Annotated in this window: 24 protein-coding genes and 1 pseudogene; 11 read left to right on the forward strand and 14 right to left on the reverse strand. The window is 72.1% G+C overall.

What is annotated here, in order from left to right; translation table 11 throughout:
• The first annotated feature begins 127 nt into the window (after window positions 1–127).
• The 3 genes from ACFOVU_RS12980 to ACFOVU_RS12990 all read left to right on the forward strand — a co-directional run bounded on the left by ACFOVU_RS12980 (window position 128) and on the right by ACFOVU_RS12990 (window position 2,234).
• Window positions 128–418 (forward strand): hypothetical protein, encoded by a 291-nt coding sequence (locus ACFOVU_RS12980; RefSeq protein ID WP_378533253.1) that lies wholly within the window; start codon window positions 128–130, stop codon window positions 416–418.
• Between the two features lie 170 nt (window positions 419–588).
• A complete protein-coding gene (locus ACFOVU_RS12985; RefSeq protein WP_378533255.1) occupies window positions 589–1,389 on the forward strand; it encodes an ArsR/SmtB family transcription factor in 801 nt (266 codons plus the stop codon).
• Window positions 1,390–1,454: 65 nt separating this feature from the next.
• Window positions 1,455–2,234 carry a hypothetical protein gene (locus tag ACFOVU_RS12990; RefSeq protein WP_378533257.1) on the forward strand — a complete coding sequence of 260 codons (780 nt, stop codon included), beginning with the start codon at window positions 1,455–1,457 and terminating at the stop codon, window positions 2,232–2,234.
• Between the two features lie 63 nt (window positions 2,235–2,297).
• Here ACFOVU_RS12990 and ACFOVU_RS12995 read toward each other — a convergent pair whose 3' ends face one another.
• Window positions 2,298–3,164: an alpha/beta fold hydrolase gene (locus ACFOVU_RS12995; protein ID WP_378533259.1), complete on the reverse strand. Its 867-nt coding sequence runs from the start codon at window positions 3,162–3,164 to the stop codon at window positions 2,298–2,300.
• A 171-nt stretch (window positions 3,165–3,335) separates the two neighbouring features.
• Between ACFOVU_RS12995 and ACFOVU_RS13000 the strand changes: the two genes are divergently transcribed.
• Window positions 3,336–4,265: an oxygenase MpaB family protein gene (locus ACFOVU_RS13000; protein ID WP_378533261.1), complete on the forward strand. Its 930-nt coding sequence runs from the start codon at window positions 3,336–3,338 to the stop codon at window positions 4,263–4,265.
• Here the strand turns inward: ACFOVU_RS13000 and ACFOVU_RS13005 are convergent.
• Together ACFOVU_RS13005 and ACFOVU_RS13010 are read right to left on the reverse strand one after the other, a co-directional pair.
• Window positions 4,236–4,325 carry an SDR family oxidoreductase gene (locus tag ACFOVU_RS13005; RefSeq protein ID WP_378533559.1) on the reverse strand — a complete coding sequence of 30 codons (90 nt, stop codon included), beginning with the start codon at window positions 4,323–4,325 and terminating at the stop codon, window positions 4,236–4,238. The genes ACFOVU_RS13000 and ACFOVU_RS13005 overlap by 30 nt on opposite strands.
• Before the next feature lie 70 nt (window positions 4,326–4,395).
• Window positions 4,396–4,518 (reverse strand): annotated as a pseudogene (locus ACFOVU_RS13010) (short-chain dehydrogenase); the annotation flags it as partial.
• A gap of 6 nt (window positions 4,519–4,524) precedes the next feature.
• On the opposite strand from ACFOVU_RS13010, the gene ACFOVU_RS13015 reads away from it, so the two are divergent.
• Complete coding sequence (locus tag ACFOVU_RS13015; protein WP_378533263.1) at window positions 4,525–4,851, forward strand: DUF3099 domain-containing protein; 327 nt, start codon at window positions 4,525–4,527, stop codon at window positions 4,849–4,851.
• A 90-nt stretch (window positions 4,852–4,941) separates the two neighbouring features.
• On the opposite strand, the gene ACFOVU_RS13020 is transcribed toward ACFOVU_RS13015, so the two are convergent.
• Together ACFOVU_RS13020 and ACFOVU_RS13025 are read right to left on the reverse strand one after the other, a co-directional pair.
• A complete protein-coding gene (locus ACFOVU_RS13020; RefSeq protein ID WP_378533265.1) occupies window positions 4,942–5,547 on the reverse strand; it encodes a histidine phosphatase family protein in 606 nt (201 codons plus the stop codon).
• 332 nt (window positions 5,548–5,879) lie between these two features.
• Entirely contained in the window at window positions 5,880–6,986 is a 1,107-nt protein-coding gene (locus ACFOVU_RS13025) for a pyridoxal-phosphate-dependent aminotransferase family protein (protein ID WP_378533267.1), read from the reverse strand.
• A 284-nt stretch (window positions 6,987–7,270) separates the two neighbouring features.
• Here ACFOVU_RS13025 and ACFOVU_RS13030 point away from each other — a divergent pair, with 284 nt between their 5' ends.
• Together ACFOVU_RS13030 and ACFOVU_RS13035 are read left to right on the forward strand one after the other, a co-directional pair.
• A complete protein-coding gene (locus ACFOVU_RS13030; protein WP_378533269.1) occupies window positions 7,271–7,786 on the forward strand; it encodes a GNAT family N-acetyltransferase in 516 nt (171 codons plus the stop codon).
• A gap of 43 nt (window positions 7,787–7,829) precedes the next feature.
• Complete coding sequence (locus tag ACFOVU_RS13035; RefSeq protein WP_378533271.1) at window positions 7,830–9,425, forward strand: aminopeptidase P family protein; 1,596 nt, start codon at window positions 7,830–7,832, stop codon at window positions 9,423–9,425.
• Between the two features lie 14 nt (window positions 9,426–9,439).
• On the opposite strand, the gene ACFOVU_RS13040 is transcribed toward ACFOVU_RS13035, so the two are convergent.
• Together ACFOVU_RS13040 and ACFOVU_RS13045 are read right to left on the reverse strand one after the other, a co-directional pair.
• Complete coding sequence (locus ACFOVU_RS13040; RefSeq protein WP_378533273.1) at window positions 9,440–10,108, reverse strand: lysophospholipid acyltransferase family protein; 669 nt, start codon at window positions 10,106–10,108, stop codon at window positions 9,440–9,442.
• A gap of 265 nt (window positions 10,109–10,373) precedes the next feature.
• Entirely contained in the window at window positions 10,374–11,303 is a 930-nt protein-coding gene (locus ACFOVU_RS13045) for a threonine/serine dehydratase (protein ID WP_378533274.1), read from the reverse strand.
• Window positions 11,304–11,441: 138 nt separating this feature from the next.
• Between ACFOVU_RS13045 and ACFOVU_RS13050 the strand changes: the two genes are divergently transcribed.
• Window positions 11,442–12,344, forward strand: a complete 903-nt coding sequence (locus ACFOVU_RS13050; protein ID WP_378533276.1) for a LysR family transcriptional regulator — start codon at window positions 11,442–11,444, stop codon at window positions 12,342–12,344.
• Window positions 12,345–12,356: 12 nt separating this feature from the next.
• Here the strand turns inward: ACFOVU_RS13050 and ACFOVU_RS13055 are convergent, their stop codons facing one another.
• The 4 genes from ACFOVU_RS13055 to ACFOVU_RS13070 form a co-directional block, all read right to left on the reverse strand.
• Window positions 12,357–13,847, reverse strand: coding sequence for a hypothetical protein (locus ACFOVU_RS13055; protein WP_378533278.1), 1,491 nt, complete (start codon window positions 13,845–13,847; stop codon window positions 12,357–12,359).
• A 9-nt stretch (window positions 13,848–13,856) separates the two neighbouring features.
• Window positions 13,857–15,362, reverse strand: coding sequence for an ABC transporter substrate-binding protein (locus ACFOVU_RS13060; RefSeq protein ID WP_378533280.1), 1,506 nt, complete (start codon window positions 15,360–15,362; stop codon window positions 13,857–13,859).
• Window positions 15,353–17,425, reverse strand: coding sequence for a hypothetical protein (locus ACFOVU_RS13065; RefSeq protein ID WP_378533282.1), 2,073 nt, complete (start codon window positions 17,423–17,425; stop codon window positions 15,353–15,355). Before ACFOVU_RS13065 ends, ACFOVU_RS13060 begins: the two co-directional genes overlap by 10 nt.
• Window positions 17,426–17,782: 357 nt before the next feature.
• Window positions 17,783–18,955, reverse strand: a complete 1,173-nt coding sequence (locus tag ACFOVU_RS13070) for an epoxide hydrolase family protein (protein ID WP_378533284.1) — start codon at window positions 18,953–18,955, stop codon at window positions 17,783–17,785.
• A gap of 105 nt (window positions 18,956–19,060) precedes the next feature.
• On the opposite strand from ACFOVU_RS13070, the gene ACFOVU_RS13075 reads away from it, so the two are divergent.
• Window positions 19,061–19,636, forward strand: coding sequence for a CGNR zinc finger domain-containing protein (locus tag ACFOVU_RS13075; protein ID WP_378533286.1), 576 nt, complete (start codon window positions 19,061–19,063; stop codon window positions 19,634–19,636).
• 75 nt (window positions 19,637–19,711) lie between these two features.
• Here ACFOVU_RS13075 and ACFOVU_RS13080 read toward each other — a convergent pair whose 3' ends face one another.
• Both ACFOVU_RS13080 and ACFOVU_RS13085 read right to left on the reverse strand, forming a co-directional pair.
• Entirely contained in the window at window positions 19,712–19,885 is a 174-nt protein-coding gene (locus tag ACFOVU_RS13080) for a DUF397 domain-containing protein (protein ID WP_378533288.1), read from the reverse strand.
• Window positions 19,882–20,691, reverse strand: coding sequence for a helix-turn-helix domain-containing protein (locus ACFOVU_RS13085; RefSeq protein WP_378533290.1), 810 nt, complete (start codon window positions 20,689–20,691; stop codon window positions 19,882–19,884). Before ACFOVU_RS13085 ends, ACFOVU_RS13080 begins: the two co-directional genes overlap by 4 nt.
• 295 nt (window positions 20,692–20,986) lie before the next feature.
• Here ACFOVU_RS13085 and ACFOVU_RS13090 point away from each other — a divergent pair, with 295 nt between their 5' ends.
• The gene (locus ACFOVU_RS13090) at window positions 20,987–21,424 is read left to right on the forward strand and encodes an ATP-binding protein (protein ID WP_378533292.1); all 438 of its coding nucleotides are present in this window, start codon (window positions 20,987–20,989) and stop codon (window positions 21,422–21,424) included.
• Window positions 21,425–21,497: 73 nt separating this feature from the next.
• On the opposite strand, the gene ACFOVU_RS13095 is transcribed toward ACFOVU_RS13090, so the two are convergent.
• Window positions 21,498–22,076, reverse strand: coding sequence for a TetR/AcrR family transcriptional regulator (locus ACFOVU_RS13095; protein ID WP_378533294.1), 579 nt, complete (start codon window positions 22,074–22,076; stop codon window positions 21,498–21,500).
• A 207-nt stretch (window positions 22,077–22,283) separates the two neighbouring features.
• Between ACFOVU_RS13095 and ACFOVU_RS13100 the strand changes: the two genes are divergently transcribed.
• Window positions 22,284–23,234, forward strand: a complete 951-nt coding sequence (locus ACFOVU_RS13100) for an alpha/beta fold hydrolase (RefSeq protein ID WP_378533296.1) — start codon at window positions 22,284–22,286, stop codon at window positions 23,232–23,234.
• The last annotated feature ends 62 nt before the right edge of the window (window positions 23,235–23,296 follow it).

Consider the following 23,296-nt stretch of genomic DNA (forward strand, 5'->3'; position numbering starts at 1 on the left):
CTCCGATGCGGCCTTTGCGCCGGGGCCGCGGACGAGGAGAGGAGTGTGCCGTCGTGACTTTCTTCTTGCGCCGGCCGCCCGCCCGGAGAGTCCGGGGGTACGGGCGGCGGGTTCCGGAAGGAACGAGATGTCCCGTACGGACAAGACCAAACCCGTGTGGGTGCGGTGCGCCGAGCACGACCCCCGGCCCGTCCACGACCATCGCCACGGCGGCTGCGATCTGCCTCCGCGCCCGATGAGGGAGGACGCCGGCACACGCTGCCGCTGGTCCTGGCCCGGCGGCACCTGCTGCTACGGGCCCAACGGGCGCGCCGCGAAGAAGGAGCTCGGCGAAATGAACCGGGCCGCGAACCGCCGCGACCGCTACGCCGCCCGCCTTGAGGCCCGCCGCATCACCGACGGAACGGCCGACGGCTGACGCCCCCGCAACCTGGATCGGCGCAGGGCCCGTTCTCCTCCTCCGTGAGGGGAACGGGCCCTGCCGCGTTCCGGCCCAGGTCAGCGGCGGGGGCGGGGCGCGATTGACATGCAGCCGTTCGGCTGCCTAGTCTTTCATGCAGCCAATCGGATGCATATTGAAGGGGTGCGATGGACGAGGTGTTCAAGGCACTGGCCGACTCCAGCCGCCGGCGGCTGCTCGACAGCTTGAACGCCCGCAACGGGCAGAGCCTGCGCGAGCTGTGCGCCGGCCTGGACATGGCCCGGCAGTCCGTCAGCAAGCACCTGGCCCAGCTGGAGGCGGCCGGCCTGGTCACCACGGTCCGGCGGGGCCGGGAGAAGCTGCACTACCTCGATGCCGCGCCGATCAACGCCATCGCCGAGCGGTGGATACGGCGCTACGACCGCGGGCGCGCCCATGCGCTCTCCGACCTCAAGACCGCACTGGAGCAGACTGCAATGAGCGGCGACGACGCCTTCGTCTACACCACCTACATCAAAACGACGCCCGAACGCCTCTGGCAGGCGCTGACCGACCCGGCGTTCACCAGCCGGTACTGGGGCGTCTCCTTCGACACCGACTGGGCAGTGGGATCGCCTATGACCTGGCAGGAGCACGGGAACTCGACCGCCGACCCCGCCCAGGTCGTCCTGGAGTCCGTTCCGGGACGCCGTCTGTCCTACACCTGGCACACCTTCACCGAGGAGTGGGCCCGGGCCGCCGGCGTGAGCGCCGATGTGCTCGCCGAGCTGATCGCGGAGCGCCGGTCGAAAGTGACCTTCGACATCGAGCCCCTCGAGGGCATGGTCAAGCTCACCGTCGTCCACGACGACTTCGAGCCCGGCGGGACTCTGCGCGACATGGTCGGCCAGGGCTGGCCGGCGCTGCTGTCCGGGCTCAAGACCCTGCTGGAGACGGGCGACCCACTGCCCTCGCCCGAACACGGCTGACGCGGCGCGCGCCCGGACCGCCCCCGCACACAGCGGCACGGGCGGCCCCGCTAGCCTGCCTTCCCGTGACGATCACCGACGAGAAGTTCGCCGTGCTCCGTGCCTCCGCCGCCACCGGGGACATCGACGCCGCCCTGGAGTTCGGCCGGCTGCTGTGCCTGCTGCCCGCCGACCCGGCCGACGTGGGACCCGCCGGTATGGAGACCGGCCAGACCTGGCCGGAGGAGCCGTGGCTGCGCGTCACCGTGGCCGCCCGCCCCGACGATGTGCTCGCCATGACCCTGCTGGCGGGACGGCTGGTCCAGCAGATCGACCACCTGCGCGCCGCCGGGAGTCCCGACAGGGACGAGGTCGCCGCCAGGCGAGATGAGGCCGAGAGCCTGTACTGCCGCGTGCTGAACGCCGAGCCCGCCGACCCCACCGCCCGTGCGGGCCTGGTCAGGCTCGCCGACGTGGTCGCCGCGACCGCGGCGTCCGAGCTCGAGCGGCCCGAGGCCTACGGCTTCCACCTGGCCGAGTACGGCTACGCGTCCGGCTCAGGCGGCGGCAGCGCCTACCTCGTCGCCGCCGACCCCGGCGAGGTGCGGTGGGCGCTGGACACGTGGCTGGAGCTGAACCGGGGCGTCTGGGACCCCGACACCGGGCTCGGCGGCGCTGGTTCACCCTCACCACCGTTGTCGGCGGGGCGGCGGTCGGCGAGATCGACCTCGAGGGGCACATCGCCGGCGGGCGTATCGACTGGGACTCCCTCACGATCCCGCCGCAGTCCGGGCCGCCGCTGCCCGCCGGGCACCCCGGCCGCCTCGGGGACCAGGTCTTCGACCACGGATACGCCGAGATCGTGAGCTGAGCCGGGCGGCCCACCGCGGGCGACCCCCTGCGACGGCCCGCCGGGGGCGAATCCCGGCTCAGGTGTGGGCCGTGAGGTGGGCCAGCAGTGGGGCGATGACGCGTTCGGGCTGCTCCTCGGGCAGCCAGTGCGAGGCGCCCTCGAGCGGGACATAGGTGTAGGGGCCCGACACCCACCCCGCCGTGCGCTCGGCGGCGAGCTCGGAGAAGGCGAGGTCGTGGTCGCCCCACAGGTACAGCGTGGGGACGGTGATCGCCGGGACGTTCGCCTGCGTTCTGGAATCCAGGGCCCGGTACCAGTTCAGGGCGGCCGTCAGCGCCCCCGGCTCCGACAGGCGCCGGACGTTGTCGGCCACGAGGTCGGCGGCCACCCTGCCCTCGTAGACCGCGGCCAGCGTCGCCCCGCCGTCCTCCAACAGGACCCGCTCCGCCTGGCCCTCGATCCGGAACAGCCCGATGTAGGAGAGCTTCTCGCGCTGCTCGGCCGACTCGGCCATCGCCTCGGCCAGAGCGGCCGGGTGCGGGGTCGACAGCACGCTCAGCGTCGCCACCCGCTCGGGGTGGCGTGCGGCGGCCGGCCAGGCGACCAGCCCGCCCCAGTCGTGGCCCACCAGGTGGAAGCGCTCCAGCTCCAGCGCATCGGCGAAGCCGAAGGCGTCGTCCACGAGCCCGGGCAGCGCGTACGCATCCACGTGCTCCGGCCGCGCGCCGGGGGAGTAGCCGCGCTGGTCCACCGCGATCGCCCGGAAGCCCGCCCGCGCGACCGCGGCCATGTGCGCCCGCCAGCACGTCGCGAACTCGGGGAACCCGTGCAGGAACAGCACCGGCGGGCCGTCCTGCGGCCCCGCCGAGAGCGCGTCGAAGGCGAGGTCGCCCACGCGCAGGACAAGGGGATCGGCACCCGGGGCGAGGTGGTGCTGGGGCATCGTCTTCCTTCCGTGCCGGCGGCGTCGCGCCCACGCTACATCCCTTGCCGCGGCGGGGAACCAAGCGGTCGCTAGACTGGCGGAGTGCCCGTTCGGGGACCCGCGCCACGGGTGTCGGGGATCGATCCGGCCCCCGGGCGGGGGCCCGCGGGGGAGGAGGCGACAGGGGCCATGCAGCCGACGGTCGCCCTCCCCGAAAGCGTCACCTGGCGCGTGCAGCTCGACCGCGCCATGTGGGTGGCGGGCGTCCGCGCCCTGATGCTCCAGGCCCTGCACCCCGTGGCCATGCAGGGCGTCTGGCAGCGCTCCGACTTCCTCCAGGACCCCACCGGGCGGCTGCTGCGCACCGCCGACTTCGTCGCCGCCACCACCTACGGCAGCCCGCAGGAGGCCGAGGAGCTGGGAGAGCGCGTCCGCGCCGTGCACCGGCGGCTGGCCTTCACCGACCCCGCCACCGGCGCCGCGCACCGCGCCGACGAACCCGGCCTGCTCGTGTGGGTGCACTGCGCCGAAGTGGTCTCCTACCTGGAGGTCGTCACCCGGGCGGGGCTGCGGCTGACCCGCGCCGACGCCGACGCCTACCTCGCAGAGCAGACCCGCACCGCCCGCTACGTGGGGCTCGACCCCGCCGATGTGCCCGGCTCGCTGGCCCAGATGCGCGGCTACCTGGCGCGGATGCGCCCGCACCTGCGCGTCACCCGCGAAGCGGAGCTGACCGTGCGGTTCCTGCTGTGGCCGCGGGTCCCCCGGCGGCTGCGCCGGCTGGCCCCGCTCAAGCCCCTGTGGTGGCCGATCGGGGCGCTCGCCTACTACACGCTGCCCGGCTGGGCGCGCAGCGCCTACCGCACCCTGCCCGAGCCCCCGGGGACCCAGGAGGCCGCGACGCTGGGCCTGCGCGGGGTGCGCGCCGCCCTGCACCTGACCCCTGAGGCCCTTTACAACCGGCTCTTCGACGAGGTCACCGTCCGCCGGGCGCGCCTGGCACGGCTGCGCCTGGAAGCGGTCGGCTACGACCTGGGCCACGGCTTCCGCGGGATCCGCACCACGCGGCGCAGCCACCCGGATCCGGGGTCAGTCCCGCGCGCCGCCGTCGACGGGTAGGACGGTGCCGGTCACGTAGGAGGCGCGGTCGCTGAGGAACCAGGCGGCGGCCTGCGCGATCTCCTCCGGGTCCGGCCGTGCGGCCCAGCGGGGTGTGCGCCGTGAGCCGCTCCAGGAGGCCCGGCGACTCCTCCTCCCACGCGCGCAGCATCTCGTTCGGGGCGGTGCCGGGGGCGATGGCGTTGACGCGGCTGCCCTCCGGAACGTAGGTGACGGCGGCCGATGCGGCGAGGCTGTCGACCGCCCGCTTCATCACCCCATGGGGACGTCGCCCGCTGAGCCCGACCCGGGACCGACGCGCCGAACGCGGGTCACCCGGCTTCGCGCCCCGCCTGATTACGCTTGGGACATGAAACGGCGCAAGCGCCAATATGTCTGGATCATGGGGATCTGCCTCGCACTGTTCATCGGGGCGCTGCCCGCCTACTACCTGGTCGGCGTGTGGCTCGCGCTGATCATGTGCGCGGTGGCCGCGGTGCTGCCGCCGATCGCGGTGTTCATGGGCAACATCGGAGATCCCGGCGACCCCGAAGACCACGACGTGCGCTACGGCCCCAACAAGGACGAGCCCGACGAGCCCCGATGAGCCACGGCGCGCGGGCGGCCGGTGGTTACGGGCCATCCGCCGCGCGGCCGGGAATCAGGGGGCCGTCCACGGGGCGGTGGCGGAAGGGGATCACGGGCCGTTCCCGGGGCGCAGGTTCCAGTGGGCCACCACGGGGCGGCCGTGCTCGGTGCCGAGGACGCCCACCGCAGCGGTGTCGAGGCGGAACACCGCGCCCGCCGAGGCGGGGAACCCCAGGTGGCGGGCGGTGAGGACGCGCAGCACATGGCCGTGCGCGACCAGGACGACGTCACCGGGGTCGTCGCGCAGGTCGGCCGCGATGCTGCTGAGCACGCGGTCGACGCGCGCCGTCACCTGCCCGATCGTCTCCCCGGGGTGCTGGGAGTCGCCGGGGACCACGCCGTCGGCCCACAGGTCCCACCCGGTCCGGGTGCGTTGGATCTCGGGCGTGGACAGCTTCTCGTAGCCGCCGTAGTCCCACTCCACCAGGCCGGGTTCGCGTTCGGCGCCGGTGAGCCCGGCCAGCTCCGCGGTCCGCGCGGCCCGTTGCAGAGGGCTGGTCAGCACCCGCCCGACCCGCCGCCCGGCGAGCAGCTCGCGCAGCCGCCGCGCCTGCTCCTCACCCTCGCCGGTGAGGGGCACATCGGTCAGCCCGGTATGCCACCCGGCGCCGCTCCACTCGGTCTCGCCGTGCCGGACCACCACCAGATCGCCCACACCCCCACCCCCGAAGCCTCGCCCGTACCCGACGCCTAACCGGCCGGACGCGCCCCTAACGGGGGGCCCGCGCTCGGGCCCGCGAAACCGGTCGGCACGGAGGACCCCTTCATGAGTCGCCGGTCTCCAACGGCGTGACCAAGACGGCGTGCACGGTCTTGGTCCGGTCGCGATCCTTGCCGGTCTTGACCCGGTAGGCGATCGTGACCTCGACCGGCCGATCTTCACGATGGTGGCCTCATGGGTGTAGCGGGCGCGCTCTGGTCCTCGTCGTGGTCGGTGCACGCATGCCGCAGGTAGTTGACGATCAGCCGGTCGGCCGGGAGCCGCTGTCAGACCCGTGAGCGGCCGAGGATCCGGCCCAGTGCGGCGAGGAGGAGTTCGGCGCGGTCGAGGCGGGCGTTGGCGCCCATGAGGCCGATCCGCCACACCGATGCCGCGTACGCGCCCGCACCGGCGCCGATCTCGATGCCGTAGTCGCTCAGCAGCTGCTCGCGGACCTTGGCGGAGTCGACGTCGTCGGGCACCCGCACCGAGGTGAGCTGGGGGAGCCGGTGGCCCTCGGCGGCGAACAGCTCCAGCCCCAGCTCCTGCACCCCCTCCTGCAACCGCGCGCCCGCCGCGCGGTGCCGCTCGGCCACGGCATCGATGCCCTCATCGCAGATGCGGCCCAGGGCGGCGTCGAGCGACGCGATCAGCGCCACCGGAGCCGTGTGGTGATAGGCCCGCCCTCCGGCACCGCCGCGCACATAGGCGCCCAGCAGGTCGAGGTCGAGGTACCACACCGGCGGCGCGGCCACCCGGCGCTCCCACGCGCGCTCGGAGAACGTGAACGGCGCCAGGCCCGGCGCCACCCCCAGGCACTTCTGCGTGCCGGAGTAGGCGATGTCGACGCCCCAAGAATCGGCGTCCATGACCATGCCGCCCAGCGAGGTGACGCAGTCGGCCAGCAGCAGCGTGCGGTCGGAGCGTGCGCGCACCGCGGCGCCGAGGGCGCCGATGTCGCTGCGCACCCCGGTGGAGGTCTCGGCGTGCACGGCCGCCACGATCGCGGGGGAGGGGTGGGCCGCGAGCACGCGCTCGACGTCGACCGGCCGCCCCCACTCGTGGTCCACGCGCACGACCTCGGCGCCGTAGCGGGCGGCGACGTCGCACATGCGGACGCCGAACAGCCCGTTCACCGCGACCACCACCACATCGCCCGGCCGCACCGTGTTGGCGAAGGCGGCCTCCATGCCGATCGACCCGGTGCCCGACAGGGGCAGGGTCAGCGGGTTGGCGGTGCCCCACAGGGAGCGCAGGCGCTCGCAGGTGCGTTCGAGGATGCCGATGAACTCGGGGTCGAGGTGACCCAGCAGAGGGGCGGCCAGGCCGGCGGTGGCCTCGGGGTAGGGGTTGCTCGGCCCGGGGCCGAGGAGGGTGCGCTCGATGAAAGCCATGGTGATCACTTTAAGGTGGCCCGCGCCGGGCCGAGCGCGCTGTCCACAGGTCACACTCGCCTCCTCGCTCGGCTCCGACGGCCCCGCGGGAGGGGCCTTCGGCCGGTGGCGGCGCCGCCTCTGCTCGCTCGTCGGCTCGCCGTTCCGGGTCCACAGGCCCACCTCGACCGGCCCACCGCCCTGACCGGCCCGCTCCGAAATGTGGGGGAATGACGGCGGGCGCCGCGGCGTTCGCCCCTGTCGGTGACCGCCCCGCTCCAGGGGCGGCGGCGGACGAAGGAGCGATGGCGGTGGCAGCGGAGCAGGCGCAGGTCCGGGAGGGGCGGCTGCGCACGCGGGTGGCCACGATGGCCGACCCCGGGGTGCGGCCCATGCTCGCCGAGCTGACCGCCGAGTACGCCGACCGCTACGGCCCCGATGTCGCCGCCGGAGAGATGCGGGCCCACCCCGACGCCGAGTTCGCCCCGCCCCACGGCGCGGTCGTGCTGGTGGAGGAGGACGGAGTCCCGGTCGCCGGCGGCGCCTTCCGCCGCCTCGACGCCCGCACCGCCGAACTCAAGCGGGTCTGGACCGCCCGCGCCCACCGGCGCCGGGGCCTGGCCCGCCGGGCGGTCGAGGCCCTGGAGACCGAAGCCGCCCGCCGCGGCTACACCCGCGTCCACCTGACGACCGGCCCCAGCCAGCCCGCGGCCGTCGCCCTCTACCTCGCCCTCGGCTACGCGCTCAGCGGCTCCGAAGGCGTCGACGCCTCCGGGCGGCGCCTCTACTACGCCTTCGCCAAGGCGCTTCCCGGGCGCTGAGCCCGGCCACGACTCGTTCCCCTCACCGGGCCCTCCTCCTACGATGGGAGGACCGCCGCGGGCGGCGGCGCAGGGCCCGCACCAGTCGGCACCAGCAGGAGGAGCGAACGTGACCGAGCACCAGGCCGAGACCGACCACGACGGCACCGGCGAGGCCCCCGTGTTCCGCCCCCGCAAGAACGGCCAGGCGCAGGCCGTCTCCGAGGAGCTGGCCGCCTGGATGCGCACCGGCTGGGCCGACACCGAGATGCGCGACCTCGACCCCGTCGAGCAGGCGCCCTACACCGCCAAGCGCCGCGCCGCCCTCAGCGGGCGCTTCCCGGGGGAGCGCCTGGTGGTCCCCGCCGGAGCCCTCAAGACCCGCTCCAATGACACCGAGTACCCCTTCCGCCCGGCCAGCGACTACGTCTACCTGTCGGGCGACGCCTCCGACGGCGGCTGCCTGGTGTTCGAGCCCCGCTCCAGCGGCGGGGGCCACGTCGCCACCGTCTACCTCCGCCCCCGCTCCAACCGCGAGAACGGCGAGTTCTGGCTCGACGGCCACGGCGAGCTGTGGACCGGGCGCCGCGACAGCCTCGCCGAAGCCGGAGCGCTGCTCGGCCTGGCCACCGACGACGTCCGCCGCCTCCCCGGCATCCTGGGCGAGGCGCCCGACGTTCCCACCCGGATCGTCCGCGGGCACGACCTCGGCTTGGAGCAGGTCGTCGCGGGCCTGCGGGGGAACGCCGACGGCTCCGCGGGCGCCGAGGTCGATGCCAAGGCCGACGAGGCAGCCCGGCGCGACGAAGAGCTCGCCATCGCCCTGCACGACCAGCGCCTGGTCAAGGACGAGTGGGAGGTCGCCCAGCTCCAGCAGGCGGTCGACTCAACGGTCCGCGGCTTCGGCGACGTCGTCGCGGCGCTCCCGCAGGCCCGCGCCACCTCCGAGCGCTACATCGAGGGCACGTTCTTCCTGCGCGCCCGGGTCGAGGGCAACGACGTCGGCTACGGCACGATCGCCGCATCGGGCCCCAACGCCACCACGCTGCACTGGATGCGCAATGACGGCCCTGTGCGCGACGGCGAGCTGCTGCTGCTCGACGCCGGCGTGGAGACCCGCACGTTCTACACCGCCGACGTCACCCGCACGCTCCCCGTCTCGGGTACCTTCACCGACGTCCAGCGGCGCGTCTACGACCTCGTGTACGCGGCGCAGGAGGCGGGGATCGCCGCGGTGGCGCCGGGCCGCCCCTTCACCGCCTACCACCAGGCCGCCCAGCGCGTGCTGGCCGCGGGCCTGGTGGAGTGGGGGCTGCTCGACGGCCCGGTGGACCGCGTCGTCGAACTCGGCCTCCAGCGCCGCTACACCCTGCACGGCACCGGGCACATGCTCGGCCTGGACGTGCACGACTGCGCGATCTCCCGCACCGAGCTGCACCTGTACGGCGACCTGCTGCCGGGCATGGTGCTGACCGTGGAACCGGGCCTGTACTTCCAGCCCGACGACCTCACCGTGCCCGAGGAGCTGCGCGGGATCGGGGTGCGCATCGAGGACGACGTCCTGGTCACCGCCGACGGCAACCGCGTGCTCTCGGCGGCGCTGCCGCGCACCGCCGACGACGTCGAGGCCTGGCTGGCCGGGAACGGGCCCGCCCGCTAGAAGGGGCCCGCCCGCTAGGCGGCGCGGGCGCGGTCGTTGTAGGCCCCGGCGTCCTGCTGGCCCGACAGGGTGCGGATGGCGGCCATGATCTCGTCGGTGACCGCGCGGCGGGCCGGGCCGATCTTGAGGTGCCCGTAGCCGGTGGAGAAGTCCAGGGGTGCGCCGAAGCGGATCCCGATCGGGCTGATCCTCGGCATGCGGGTGCCGATGGGCTGGATCCGCTCGGTCCCCGTCAGCGCCACCGGGACGACCGGCGTCCCCGAGGCCAGCGCGAGGTGGCCCACCCCGGTGCGGCCCCGGTACAGGCGGCCGTCGGGGGAGCGGGTGCCCTCGGGGTAGATGGTGAAGACCTCGCCGTCCTTGAGGACGCGCAGGCCGATCTCCAGCGCGTCGACCGCGTCGCGCCCGGAGCCGCGCCGGACCGGGACCGCGCCCAGCGCCGTGAACGTGGCCTTCATGAGGCGGCCCTTGACCCCGGTGCCCTCGAAGTACTCGGCCTTGGCGAGGAAGCGCACCCGGCGCGGGACGGCCAGCGGGATGACCACGCTGTCGCAGAAGGACAGGTGGTTGCTGGCCAGCAGCACTGGGCCGCGCGCGGGGATGTTGTCCAGCCCCTGGATGGTCGGCCGGTAGACCATCCGCCCCAGTGCCGATCCGACCGTGCGCAGCGTGTCGTAGAACACCCGCCCCTCGCCCCCCACTCCCCGGTTCGCGTTGCGACCAATGTACAGAGGCCGGTGATCTCGCGTCCGGGGAGGCGGTGTGATCCCGGGAAGGCCGGTGGCGGGGCGCGTTCACGGGCCGGAGGACGCCCGTTCGGTCCGGTCCCGCCGCGGCGGGACCTTCGCGCGGGGCGGCACGGGCCTGAACATCAGCGGACGTCGGCCGGCCCCTGAGGACGGCAGGGGCCGGCTCTCGCTGACCGGGGCGGTTGCGGTGCCGCGCCCGTCAGTCCTGCGGGGTCCAGCCGCTGTTGGCGCCGCAGATCACCAGGCACGGCTCGTCGCCGGGGACGCGGCCGGCCAGCCAGGCGGCGAAGGGGACGGCGGCCGCGGGCTCGGCGGCGATGCGGAACTCCTCCCACAGCCGGTCGCGGGCCGCGATGATCTCGTCCTCGGTGACCAGCGCGGTGGCGACCGGGTGGCGCTGGAGCACCGCGAACGGGACGTCGCCGACCCGGGACGCCCCCAGGGCCGAGGACGCCACCGACTCCACCGGCGCCTCCACCGGGTGCCCGGCCGCCAGCGCCGCGTGCAGGCTCCGGCAGCCCTCGGGCTCGACACCCACGACCCGGCGGTCCCCGGCGCCCAGCCGCACGCCCGCCAGCAGGCCGGCGCCGCCCACGGCGACGACCACGGTGTCGCAGTGGGGAGCATCGGCCGCGATCTCGTGGCCGACCGTGCCCTGGCCCGCCACCACATCGGGGTCGTTGTAGGCGTGCAGGTAGCGGATGCCCTCGGCCGAGGCGCGCTTCATCGCGGCCTCGGCGGCCACGGCATAGCGGTCGCCGACCCGCACCAGCTCCGCGCCCGACGCCTCCAGCCGCCGCGCCTTGGCCTCGGGGACGGTCTCGGGGACGTACACCGTCGCCTCGACGCCCAGCATCGCCGCGGCGGTCGCCACCCCCAGGCCGTGGTTGCCGCCTGAGGCGGTGATCACCCGCGCGGGGCGCTCGCCCGCGAGCAGCGCGTTCAGCGCCCCCCGCAGCTTGAACGCCCCGGTGGTCTGGAGGTGCTCCAGCTTCAGGGTGACCGGGCGGCCGTCGACGCGCGCCCGCAGCACCGGGGTGCGCCGGGCGAAGGCGGAGATGCGCTCGGCCGCCGCGTGGACGTCGGCCGTCGTGGGAACCTGCGCGGGGGCTGCGGTGCGGGAGCTCATATCCATAACTCTGCCTGCGCGTTCGGATAAGTTGAAGTTGCGCTTGCTAAAGACGATTAAGCACTGCTTTTCCTGCCTCCGCCCGCGCAGCGCCGTCGGCAGCGGAGTCTCACCAGGTCGAGAAGGGTGTGCCCGCCGATGCTCGACGCCAACCGTGTCCGCGTCCTCGTCGAGATCGCCCACGCCGGATCCATCTCGGCCGCGGCCGAGCGGATGTCGTTCACCGCCCCGGCGCTGTCCCAGCAGCTCGCCAAGCTGGAGCGCGAACTCGGCTGCACCCTGGTCGAACGCCGCCGCGGCGGCATCCGGCTGACCGAGGCGGGCCGGATCCTGCTGGACCACGGCGAACGGGCACTGGGCGAACTGCGCGCCGCCGAGGCCGCGGTGCGCGCCGCCCAGGGCGAGGCGCCGCGGCGCCTGTCATTGGGGGCGTTCGCCAGCGCCGGCAAGGCGCTGGTGCCCAGCGCGCTCGCCGAGTTCGGCCGGGCACACCCCCACGTCAGCCTGTCGCTGTCGGACGTCGAGCCCCCGGACGGCTACGGGCTCGTCACCTCCGGCGACCTCGACCTGCTCATCACCCACCGCTACCCGGGGGTGCCGATGCCGGGCGGGACCGGCCTGCACCGCGAGCAGATCCTGACCGACCCGCTGCTGCTCGTGCTGCCCGAAGGGCACCCCGCGGCCGGGAGCCGTCCCGGCCTGGCCGACCTCGCCGGCGAGGAGTGGATCTGCGGGGCACCGGGGATCTCCAACCGCATCACCCTGGACTCCGCCGCCGACGCCGCGGGCGTGCGGCTCACCGTCGCCTACGAGACCCGTGACTACGAGGTCACCCTCGCGCTCATCCGCGCGGGCGTCGGCATCGGGCTGATCCCGCGGACCATCCTGCGCGCCGCGCCCCGCGGAGGCTGGGCGGCCGGGCCCCTGGAGGGCGCGCAGCCCGCCCGCGAAATCTACGTCGTCCACAGGCGCCGCCCCCACCCACCGGTCCCGGCCATGGTCACCACCCTGCGCCGCGCCGCCCGCCGGGCCCTGGACTGACGGGCCGGGCGTTCACTCCTCCGGGGTGGTGTACAGGTCGTGGGACGGAGCCTCGGGAGAGCGGGGGAATTCGACGACCGGCACCGGCTTGTTCCCGGGGTCGCCGTCGCGCGTCGTGCTGAAAGCCAGGGTGCCGCCGGCGGCGCGCACCACGTTCGCGCTGTTGAGGCGGAACAGCGCCCTGCGCATCCCCTCCAGTGATTCCGCCAGGCCGCCTCCGTCGCGGTCGCGCAGGCGGAGCGCTTGGACCGCGACCATCATCGCGTCGTGGTGGGCGATGGCGTACCCGTTCGCCAGGCCCGCCCGGGGGTCGCCGATGTTGTCGTCGTAGGCCTCGACGAAGGCGGCGAAGCCCTCCGGTGCACCCCGCGCCCCATTGATCCAGTCCGGATCGGAGGCCGCGGCCTGCACGACGGTGAGGTTGCCTTCCTCCAGCAGGTCGAGCGCGTCGTCGTCACCGCGCAGCGCCAGGCCGGTGGACGCGAAGAACACCGTCAGCGGGTCCCGCGCGCACGAGCGGGAGTGCAGCGAGTCGACCAGCCCGCGCAGGTCGACACCGCGCCCGGCGTAGAACACCATGTCGACCTCCGCATCGCAGATGTTCTGGCTGGCGGACGCGAACAGGGTGGGCGACGGTTCGTCGTCCAGGGCCGTTCCGGAGAACGGCTGGGGCGGGATGCCTTCCGTGTAGGCGGACATCTCCGCCGAGTACGCCGAGGCCAGCGAAGTGACGAAGAGATCGGGGGCGTTCTCGTCGTAGACGAGCATGCCCGTCCGGAGCCGGTCGTGCGCCTCCACGTAGCCCCGCAGGGCCGTCGCGTAGTCGGTGCTGCTCGGACCCACGCGCAGCAGCCCCGGATGCGTCGCGTCGTTCAGCTCATCGGCGGCCACCACGGCCGCGACCATCGCGACGTCGTTCGCGGACAGCCGCTCGGCGGCGTCGGACGTCGCCTGGATCCCCACACCCATGCCGATGACGGCGAGCAGGGGGACCGGCTCCGCGGACATCTCCACGAGGCGGTCGACCACCGGTTCCCAATGCTCCTGGCGGCTGCCCTCGTTGGCGAGGACCAGCTGGATCAGGGGCGCGGGGTCGCCGATGCCGCGCGAGTGGTTGGCGCGCACCTGCGCGACATGGGCGCCCTCCAGGCTGCGCAGCACCTGGTCGGGGGACATCGGGCTCTCCCCGGTCGGCGTGAGCTGGGTGAGGAGGGCTATGCGCGCCGCCTCGGCCCCGCCGTCGACCTGCTCGGCGACCCGTGCGTTCTCTTCGGCGATCTGCGCCTGGATGTCGGTGAAGTCGGGGTCGAACACGTGGGATCCGTCGGTGGTGCCGACGCATTCGCCACCGTCGCCGAGAGCGCGGATGTCGGCCCAGATGTTGCCGCACCGCAGGTGCGGGACCGCGTAGAGGACGGCTCCGGCCGCAAGGAGCACCACCGCTGCGGCCGCGATGAGCCTGCCCACTCTGATGCGGCGGACAGGAGGCCGGATCAGCCCCACCGCTTCACCTCACTCCGCAGGTGTGATGTAGAGGTCGTGCGCCGGGGCCTCGCCCGGGCCGGGGATCTCGAAGACCGGGACCGGCTTGCCGCCGGGGTCGCCGTCGCGCGTGGCGCTGAAGGACAGGTCACCGGTGGCCCCTCGCACGACGTTGCCGGCGTTGAGGCGGAACAGCGCCCCGCGCGCCCCCTCGGCCCGCAGCGGGTCGTCGCCCCCCTCGCCCCCCTCCCGGCTGTAGAGGCGGATCGCCTGGACGGCGGTCATGACCGCGTCGTGGTGGGCCATGGCGTACCCGTTGGTCAGCCTGCCGGTGGTGTCCCCGACGTTTTCGGTATAGGCCTCGGTGAACCCCGCCAACCCGTCGGGCTCGCCCCGCGCGCCTCCGGCGCCCCAGTCGGGGTCCGAAGCGGCCGCGTGCACAATGGTGAGGTTGCCCTCCGCCAGCTGGCCGCGCATCTGCTCGTCCTCGCGCAGCGACAGGCCGGTCTCGGCGAAGAAGACGGTGAGCGGCTCCCGGACACAGGAACGCGTGTGCAGCGCCTCGACCAACCCGGCCAGGTCGACCCCGCGCCCGGCGTAGAACACCATGTCCGCCTCCGTCTGGCAGATGTTCTGTGCGGCCGAGGCGAACAGCGTGGGCGTGGGGCTCTCGTCCAGGGCCGTCCCGGAGAACGGCTGCGGCGGGATGCCCTGCGTGAAGTCGGCCATCTGCGCTTCGAATGCGTCCGTCAGCGTGCTGACGAACAGATCCGGCGCGTTCTGGTCGTACACGAGGATCCCGGTCTCCAGCTCGTCGTGCGCCTCGGTGTAGCCGCGCAGGGCGGTGACGAAGTCGGTGTTGCTCGGGCTGACCCGCACCAGCCCGCGGCGCGCGCTGTCGTTCAGGCCGTCGGCGGAGGCCACCGCGGAGACCATCGGGATGCCGTTGTCCGACAGTCGGCCGGCGGCATCGGAGGTCGACTGGACGCTCACACCCAGGCCCACGACCGCGAGCAGAGGAACAGGCTCCTCCGATGCCATCTCCACCAGGCGGTCCACCACCGGTTCCCAATGCTCCTGGCGGCTGCCCTCATTGGCGAGAACAAGCTGGACGAGCGGTGTCCGGTCCCCGATAGCGCGGGAGTGGTTGGCCCGCCATTGCGCGACGTAGGCCCCCTCCAGGCTGCTCAGCACCTGGTCCGGGGACATCGCGCTCTCCTGCGTAGGTGTCAGCTGGGTGAGGAGCGCGACCCGCACGGCATCGGCGCCCCCCTCGACTTCCCCGGCGACGCGCTCGTTCTCGGCGGCGATCCGGGCCTGGATGTCGGTGAAGTCGGGGTCGAACACGTGGGATCCGTCGGTGGTGCCGACGCACTCGCCGTCGTCACCGAGGACGCGGATGTCGGCCCAGATGTTGCCGCACCGCAGGTGCGGGACCGCGTAGAGGACGGCTCCGGCCGCAAGGAGCACCACCGCTGCGGCCGCGATGAGCTTGCGCACGCTGATGCGGCGGACAGGCGGCTGGATCAGGCCCACAGCTCCTCCAAACGCGTGTTCCGGTGGGTCTCCTCATAGAGCCGGCGGGGGGTGAAGGCCATGTGGTCCTGGGCCACCCGCTGGAGGTCCGCGGCGATCTGCGCGTGCAGGTACCGGCGCTCCAGTCCGCAGAAGGGATCGGACGCCACCCACACGCCCGCGATCAGGCCCGTGATCGCCCCGGGCGGCGCGGCCTGCGCCTGCGTGATCTTGAAGACGAGTGCGTCGCGGCGCGCGGTGGGCGACCCGTGCGGCTGCGCCGGCCGCCGGACCGGCGCGGCGGTGACCGCATGGAGCAGCCCCAGCCACTCCTGGGGATCGTCGGAGCCCACCCGTCGCGTCAGCTCGTCGGCCACCGAGTGTAGGTCGCCGTCGGCCAGCGCGTAGTACAGCTCCGCCTCGGCGTCGCTCCGGGCCTGGGCGAGCTTCCTCAGATGGGAGAAGACGTCGGACCAGCGGGGCAGCGGAGCCGGCCGCGACCGGGCGGCGCGCTTGGCAGCGCTCCCATTGGAGGCGCCTCCGCGGTCGCGCTCGGCCAGCTCGCGCAGGAACAGCCGGCGGAGCAGGGCCTGGCCGGCGCCGCGTTCGGGGTTCCAGAGATCGAGGGCGAGCAGGACCTCGATCTGGTCGTGGAGGTGGCGGACCAGCGATCGGTCGTTCACCAGGCGGCGTGCGTCGTCCTGTGTGCGCGCCGCGGCGCAGGTGATCAGCTCGTCGATGCGCTCCGGCGGGATCCGGGGCTCGATCAGGTCGTTGCGCAGTCGTGTGGCGAGGGTGGGCGGGCGTGGGGCGAGCGGATCGGCGTGGGGCCGCTGGTCCAGGAGCCGGTCGAGGTCGTCCGCGGCCGACCGGTGCCGGTCGGCCGCACCGATGATGGTCGCGACCGAAGCGGGGTGGCCGCCGGTGAACTGGTGGATGGCGCGGAACAGCCGCCGGTCGACGTGTGCGGTCAGGCCGGCGGCCTGGATCATCTTCTCGACGTCGTCTTCGCCCAGGTCGGGCAGGCGGTAGCGGCGCCAGGCGCAGTGGTCGGCGTCAGGGCGGGGCGCCGGCGGTGCCGGATCCGGATCGGCCGGGCGGACCTCGTGGATGCGGTCCGGGCGTTCGCCGCGCAGGAGGTCGCCGCGGGTGGCGGCCACCACGGTCAGGGGGATGTGGGGGTCGTGGGCCCCGGCGCGCTCGAGGGCGTCGAGGAACCGTCGACCCAGGCGGGTGTCGGCGTTGTCGAGCAGGAGCACGATGTCATAAGCCCAGGTGGCGACCTTGCCCCTGGTGGGGAAGAAGTCGACGAGGTCGGCGAGGAACGCGGCGCACATCAGGTCGTCGATCCGGCGCTGGTCCGCTTCGCTGCTCCCGGGGGCGGAGTTGGCCCACCCGTTGAGCTCGACCAGCGTGTGCACGGGGTCGCCGCCGCCCTTCGCGGGCTTGGGGTCGGCGAACCACCTGAGGTGGCGGCCCAGGCCGTACACGCTGCCGAAGAGCAGGTCGGTCAGGATCTTCACGATGATTTCCGTGAGCGTCCTTGTCGGCTCGGCGGGGACGGGGTACAGCGCGCCCAGGACCGCTGCTGCGGCGGTCGCGAGGACGGCCTGAAGGTCGTCGAATCCCCGCAGGTCGCGCAGGGAGGCGCGCATGCGGGCATGCCGCCGCTCGGCGTTGGGCAGAGGGTTGGCCGGTCCGCCCCCGAGGCCGGCATCGGCGGCGGCGCCGTTGTCCGCGGGGCTGGGCGGGCCAGGGGCGTCCAGGTTGACGGTGATGGCGTGCTGGCCCAGGGCCAGCCGGGGGAATCGGAGCCTGCCGTACTCGGGGTAGGTGTTGTAGAGGCCCTGGCTGAGCAGGGAGAGGACCATCGGGATCTCGGCGCCGGTCACGGCGTCGAAGTCGATATAGGCGGCGGGGACCTGCTCGCGCAGCTCATCGGTGAGGCTGCGCAAGAGGACGGTCTTCCCGGTGCCCCGCATACCTTCGTAGACCAGGAACGGAGAGCGCCTGCGCTGACCACCTGCACCAGGGGGAGCCATGGCGGTGGTGAGAAGTTCGATGGCCTCCTCACGTCGGAACAACCGCGGCACCACATCACCCCGTTTCGTGCCATGCGCACCGGTTTTCCGCTGGGGGAGTCATCTTAGGCAAGCAGGCCGAATTGTTCACGCGTAAAGGCTGCCGAGGATTGGGTGTGCGGGCCGTATCAAGATCTTCGATGAGAATGCGTTTCCGGAAATCGATGATCAATTACCGTCTCACCTGCGGATTCCCCGGAACCGCGAACATCGTCGGGTGGACCGCCCGACCGGATCCGGACACGTTCCCGTGCCTTGTCCCCGGGCCGGTGGCGAACGGGTATGGGGGACGGCCTCCGCTGAAGGAGGAGGCCTACGATCCGGATCAGGGGATGATCGGGTGCGAGCGCCCGGCCGCGCTCACCGATGAGCAGCCAGCACTGCCGCGAGGCCCTCTTGTAGATCTTTCACGAAATACCCGGGAACCTCCAGCGACGGGAAATGGCCCCCGGTCTCGGGTGATGTCCATCGGACGATCCGCCGGTATCGCTCCTTTGCCCAGGGGCGCGGAGACTTCTCGATGTCGCGGGGGTACATGGTGATCGCCGACGGGACGTCGACCCGAAGTTCGGGGTCGAGCGAGTTGTGGCTTTCGTAGTAAATGCGGGCCGCCGACGCGCCGGTCCGCGTCAGCCAATACAGGGTGACGTTGTCGAGAATTCTGTCTCGGGAAATCGTCTCGAACGGGCTGTCCTCGGTGTCCGACCACTCGGCGAACTTGTCGAGGATCCAGGCGAGAAGCCCGACAGGCGAGTCGACGAGCGAGTAGCCGATGGTCTGTGGCCGGGTCGCCTGCTGCTTCGCGTACGCCGCGCGGTGCCGCCAGAAATCGCGGGTTTCCTCGGTCCATTTGCGCTCGAGGGTCGTCAGTCCGTCCGTCGTCAATCCGGGCGGTGCCTCCGCGAACGTCGTGTGGATGCCGAGAACGTGCGCCGGGAACCTACCGGCGAGGACCGTGGTGATATTGCCGCCCCAGTCGCCGCCCTGGGCCAGGAACCTGCTGTAGCCGAGCCTGCCCATCAGTTCCACCCATGCGGCCGCGATCCTTTCGGTTCCCCACCCGGTGGTGGCCGGCTTGTCGCTGTAACCGAAGCCCGGTAGCGAGGGAATCACGACGTGGAACGCCGGCGCGTGCGCATCTTCCGGATCCGCCAGCTCGTCCACCACATCGATGAACTCGGCAATGCTGCCCGGCCAGCCGTGCGTCACGATCAGGGGAGTAGCGTCCGCGCGCGTGGATCGGCGGTGCAGGAAGTGGATTCCCAGACCATCGATGGTCGTGCGGAACTGGCCGATCCGGTCGAGGCGCTCTTCGAACGACCGCCAGTCGTACCCGGTGCGCCAGTAATTCACGACATCGACGAGGTCGGCGAGAGGAACGCCCTGGTCCCATCGGCGCGGGCCGGGCGCAGCGCGATGGACCGTCTCGGCCTCCGGTAGCCGCGCCGCGGCCAGTCGCGCGCGCAGATCGTCGAGGTCGGCGTCGGTCGCGCGGGCTGCGAACGCTTGCACGTCGCTGGTCGGACGGGGCATGAGAGACCTCCTGGCCATCGCGGAACCGGCCACGACGGTTCGCGAACCGGCTAAGGTGGTTCTAGCACGTGGTCAGGTCGGCGTGCAACCGGCTAAGGTGGTTCCATGCGTGCTGGGTTCCCCGAATTCCGCCTCGGTAGTGTGCTGGCGACCAGCTTCACGGCGACTCTGACGGAGCGTCGTGGTGACCCTGTGGAGCGCATTCCGACGCCGCAGCGGCTCGTCGACTGGCTGGCGGTGAACGGCCTCGCCGTGGACTCCTGCACCACCGCCCAGCTCGACCTCGCACGGGAACTGAGGGAGTCGATCCACGCCGCCGCGACAGCGGCGGCGGTTCAGGAGGCTCTGCCTGCATCCGCTGTCGACGTCATCAATGAGCGCAGCGTTCAGGGTCGGGCCGCAGCGATCCTGACGGCAGAGGGTAAGCGGCAATGGCGGCTCGGCTCGGCTTCCAGCGTGGAAGACGCCCTAAGCGTGATCGCCGCCGACGCGATCAGCATCGTCTCAGGAGAACGAGACGGAAGATTGGCCTTGTGCGCATCGCCGACCTGCCAAGCCGCCTTCTTCGACACCAGTCAGAGTCGCACGCGTAAATGGTGTGAGATGAACACGTGCGGGAATCGTCAGAAGAAAGCGCGCTTCAATGCGAACCAGCGCAGAAACCCCAGGTCAGCGGAGTGATCGTACTATCTGTCGAGTCGGATGAGGCGCCACACGGGTCCGAGAGGTGTGGCGCCCATGTATTGGCGGTGCGGGTTACAGTTCGTTGCTCTTAACGGCTGTCATGAAGACATGCCACTCATTGGACGGAAACTCGATCCGGGTGAGGTGGCGGTACTGAGTGTCGCGGACGTGGACCCGTTCCCTGGCCTCGGCGACTTCGACGCAGTTCGGGTTGGCTCCGCTGTAGGTCGACTTGTGCCAGTTCATTTCAAGCCCTTTCGAATCTGTTCAATGAGGCGTCGTGAATCCTTCGGTGGCAGAGACTCCATCTGCAAGTCACCAAAGAGTGTGATGAGCCGACCGAGCTCGTGGGTGTCGCGGACAACGGAAAGCCCGAAGATGTGCTCGACCTGGCCAACATAGCGGCCGTCGGGGAGACGCACCAACCGGAACGAGCCGGCGGCCCATCCGGGGCGTCCGGGCGCGTGCTCGGGCACCACCGTGAGGTGGATGCGGGGCAGTTCCATCAGCTCAAGGACGTGTGCCAGCGCCTCGCGTTGGACTTGCTCTGAGCCGATGACTTTGCGGAGGGCTGTCTCCTCGACGACAGCCCACAACCGAGCATCCGGACGTAGCTCTCCGAGCCGAGCCATCCGCAGGGACACCAGTTCATCCGGGGTGCTCTCGCCCGGTCGCGTCACGTCGTCGGGCATGACGGAGCGAGCGTACCCCGGGGATTGGAAGAGTCCAGGGATCAGCAGTGGCTGGTACTCGCGGATCTCGGTCGCCTCCCGTTCCAGTTTCAGGAATGACTTCCAGGCGTCCGGTATCGGTCGCGTGTCTCGCAGCTCGTCCCAGAGGGCAAGCAGTGCTCCTCCGGTGGCCATGCCTGCGTCCAGGACTTCGATATGACGCCTTTTGGGGCGCCTTGTCCCTCTTTCCCATCCGCTGATGAGCGGTGTCGAGTAGTTGACCATATTTGCCAGGTCGCCTTGCGTAAGCTCGGCCAGTTCGCGTAGGCGTCGAAGTTCGCTGCCCCATTGGGCAGCGGTGGGGTCGATCCTGTCGCTCATGGAACAGATAATGCCATCTCGATTAACCATCTTCTACAAGATGAAGAGTCATTCTCCATAAGTGTAATCGTCCTTGCTGGTCAGCGCGTTTTCGGTGCAGGATCGACGGCAACCGAAGGGTGTATAAACGCCCTGCGCCGTGATGGGGCACGGCGCAGGGCTATCGCCCTCAACCTGTCCAGTCAGGGAGGACAACTGCAATGAAGGCTAGCGGGAAGAACTCTCACGGGGGAATTCCCCTGAAGTGTCGGGGGCGTCGCGTTCGCCCCTATCTGTTCCGGGTTGGGGGGCGGTGATGGCCGTGGTCTACTACGCCCGGTTCCCGGGCTGGGCCGAGCAGGTGAAGCGGGCGCGGCACTGGTGTGAGGACCTGCTGACCGTCCACTCCGCGTTCGACATCCCCGGTGAGACCGTCGCCTCGGCGGTGCTGCTGCTCTCGGAGGCCGTGACCAACGCCGTCCGCTATTCGGCTTCCGGCCGCGGCGGGACGTTCGACGTGACCCTCATGGTGGAGCAGCGCAGGATAACGATCGAGGTCGAGGACGAGGGGCGTCCCGCCGGCGGGACATTGCCCTTCATCCGGCCGCTGACCCCGATGGCGCAGCACGGGCGCGGCATGACCCTGGTCGACTACCTCGCCGACACCTGGGAGCCCCTGCCCCAGCCCCGCACCGGGGTCGGCTTCACCCTCACCTGGAGTGACCGGGCAACCTCGGCCGCGGCCACCGCCTGACCACGCGCGGTCCTGTCCCGGTCAATGAGGGGGCGGGACAGGACCGCGTCGACCCGGGCGAGGGTGTCCGCGGTCAGGTACGGGCGGCGACGGTGTCGCGTGCGGTGCGGATGATGAGCCGCAGCTCCTCCAGGGGGGCGCCCGTGCGGTGGAGGACCGCGAGGCCCTGGTTCACTGCTGCGACGAACGGCGCGAGTTCGGCCGCCACCGCGGGCTCCGCGCCCGCCTCGGTCAGCGCTCGCTGGATGAACTCGCGCTGCCCGTCGAGGATCGTGCGCACCAGTTCGCGGCTCGACGGTTCCAGGTCGGGGAGTTGCGCCGCTGACTGGCTCACCAGGCAGCCGCCGGGGACGGCGGGATCGGCCATGCGGTCCAGGGTGGTGGTGAGGTAGCCCTCCGCGGCCGACGCGGGATCGGCGGGCGGCGCCTGCTTCGCAGCCTTCGCCGACGTGCCGAAGGACGCGGAGTACAGCCGGAGCGAGCGCTCGAACAGCTCCTTCTTGTCGCCGAACGTCGCATAGAGCGAGCCGCGCCCGAGCCCCGTCGCCTCCAGGAGCATGGACATGCTCGCCTCGGCGTAGCCGTGCTCCCAGAAGACGCGCATCGCCTGCTCCGCGGCGGTGTCGACGTCGAACCGCTTGCGCCCTGCCATCGCTCCGCTGCTCCCGCTTTCCGCTCCCGACCGGGATCCGTGTACCGGCCCAGCCTAATCCCGGCCGATTTTGGACCGATCGTTCAATCATATGTTGACCGATCGTTCCAACATGGCTAGGGTCCGATCCAGTCCCTTCACGGCGCGACGTGCGGGAGGCGACCTGCCGACCGCGCACCGCCAACCCGAAACTCGAGGAACGACCCCATGTCGATCAGCACACCCCCGGCGACGACCGCCCGCGGCGGATACGGCGCAGTGACGGAGGTCCCCGGCCTCCCCGACGGGTTCACCGACGTCTTCTCCGATACCTACGCAACGGTCGACGGCGTCCGCCTGCACGCCGTGGTCGGCGGGGAGGGCCCGCCGCTCCTGCTCATCAGCGGCTGGCCCCAGTTCTGGTACCAGTGGCGGCTCATGATGCCCGCCTTGGCCGAGGACTTCACCGTCGTCGCCGTCGACCCTCGCGGCTGCGGCCTCTCCGACAAGCCCGCCTCCGGCTACGACTCCGCCACGATCGCGCGCGAACTGCACGGCTTCATGGCCGAGCTGGGCCACGAGCGGTTCGCCGTGGTCGGGCACGACATCGGCATGTGGACCGGCTACGCCATGGCGGCCGACACCCCCGGCCCGATCGAACGCCTGGCCGTGATCGACGCCCGCATCCCCGGCATCTTCCCCTCGCCACCGCTGGTCGGCGACCGGTGGACCGCCGACTTCCTGTGGCACTTCGCCTTCAACCGCGTCCGGGACGTGAACGAACGGCTCGTCGAGGGCCGCGAGGACATCTACTTCGGCCACCAGTTCGCATCGAAGTCCCTCACCCCGGACGCCATCCCCGCCGAGGCCGTCGCGGTCTACGTGCGCGCCGTGCGCGAGCCCGGCGCGCTGCGCGCGACCTTCGAGAACTACCGCGACATCGACCTCACCATGGAACAGAGCAAGCGGCGCATGGCCGAAAAGCTCTCGATCCCGGTGCTGGGCATCGGCGGAGCAGCGTCGACCGGCACAGGGGCGGAGGCACAGATGCGCGAGGTCGCCGACGACGTGACCGGCGCGGTCATCGCGGACGCCGCCCACTTCGTTCCCGAAGAGGCCCCCGAAGCCCTGCTCGCCGCGCTCGCACCCTTCCTCGCCCCCTACCGCGCATCCGCGTGACGCGACCGGGGCAGGGCTTTCCGTGACCCTGCCCCGCCGCCCGCCGCCCGCCGCCCGCCGCC

This window comes from Nocardiopsis sediminis (assembly GCF_042650565.1).
Taxonomy (GTDB): Bacteria; Actinomycetota; Actinomycetes; order Streptosporangiales; family Streptosporangiaceae; genus Nocardiopsis_B; species Nocardiopsis_B sediminis.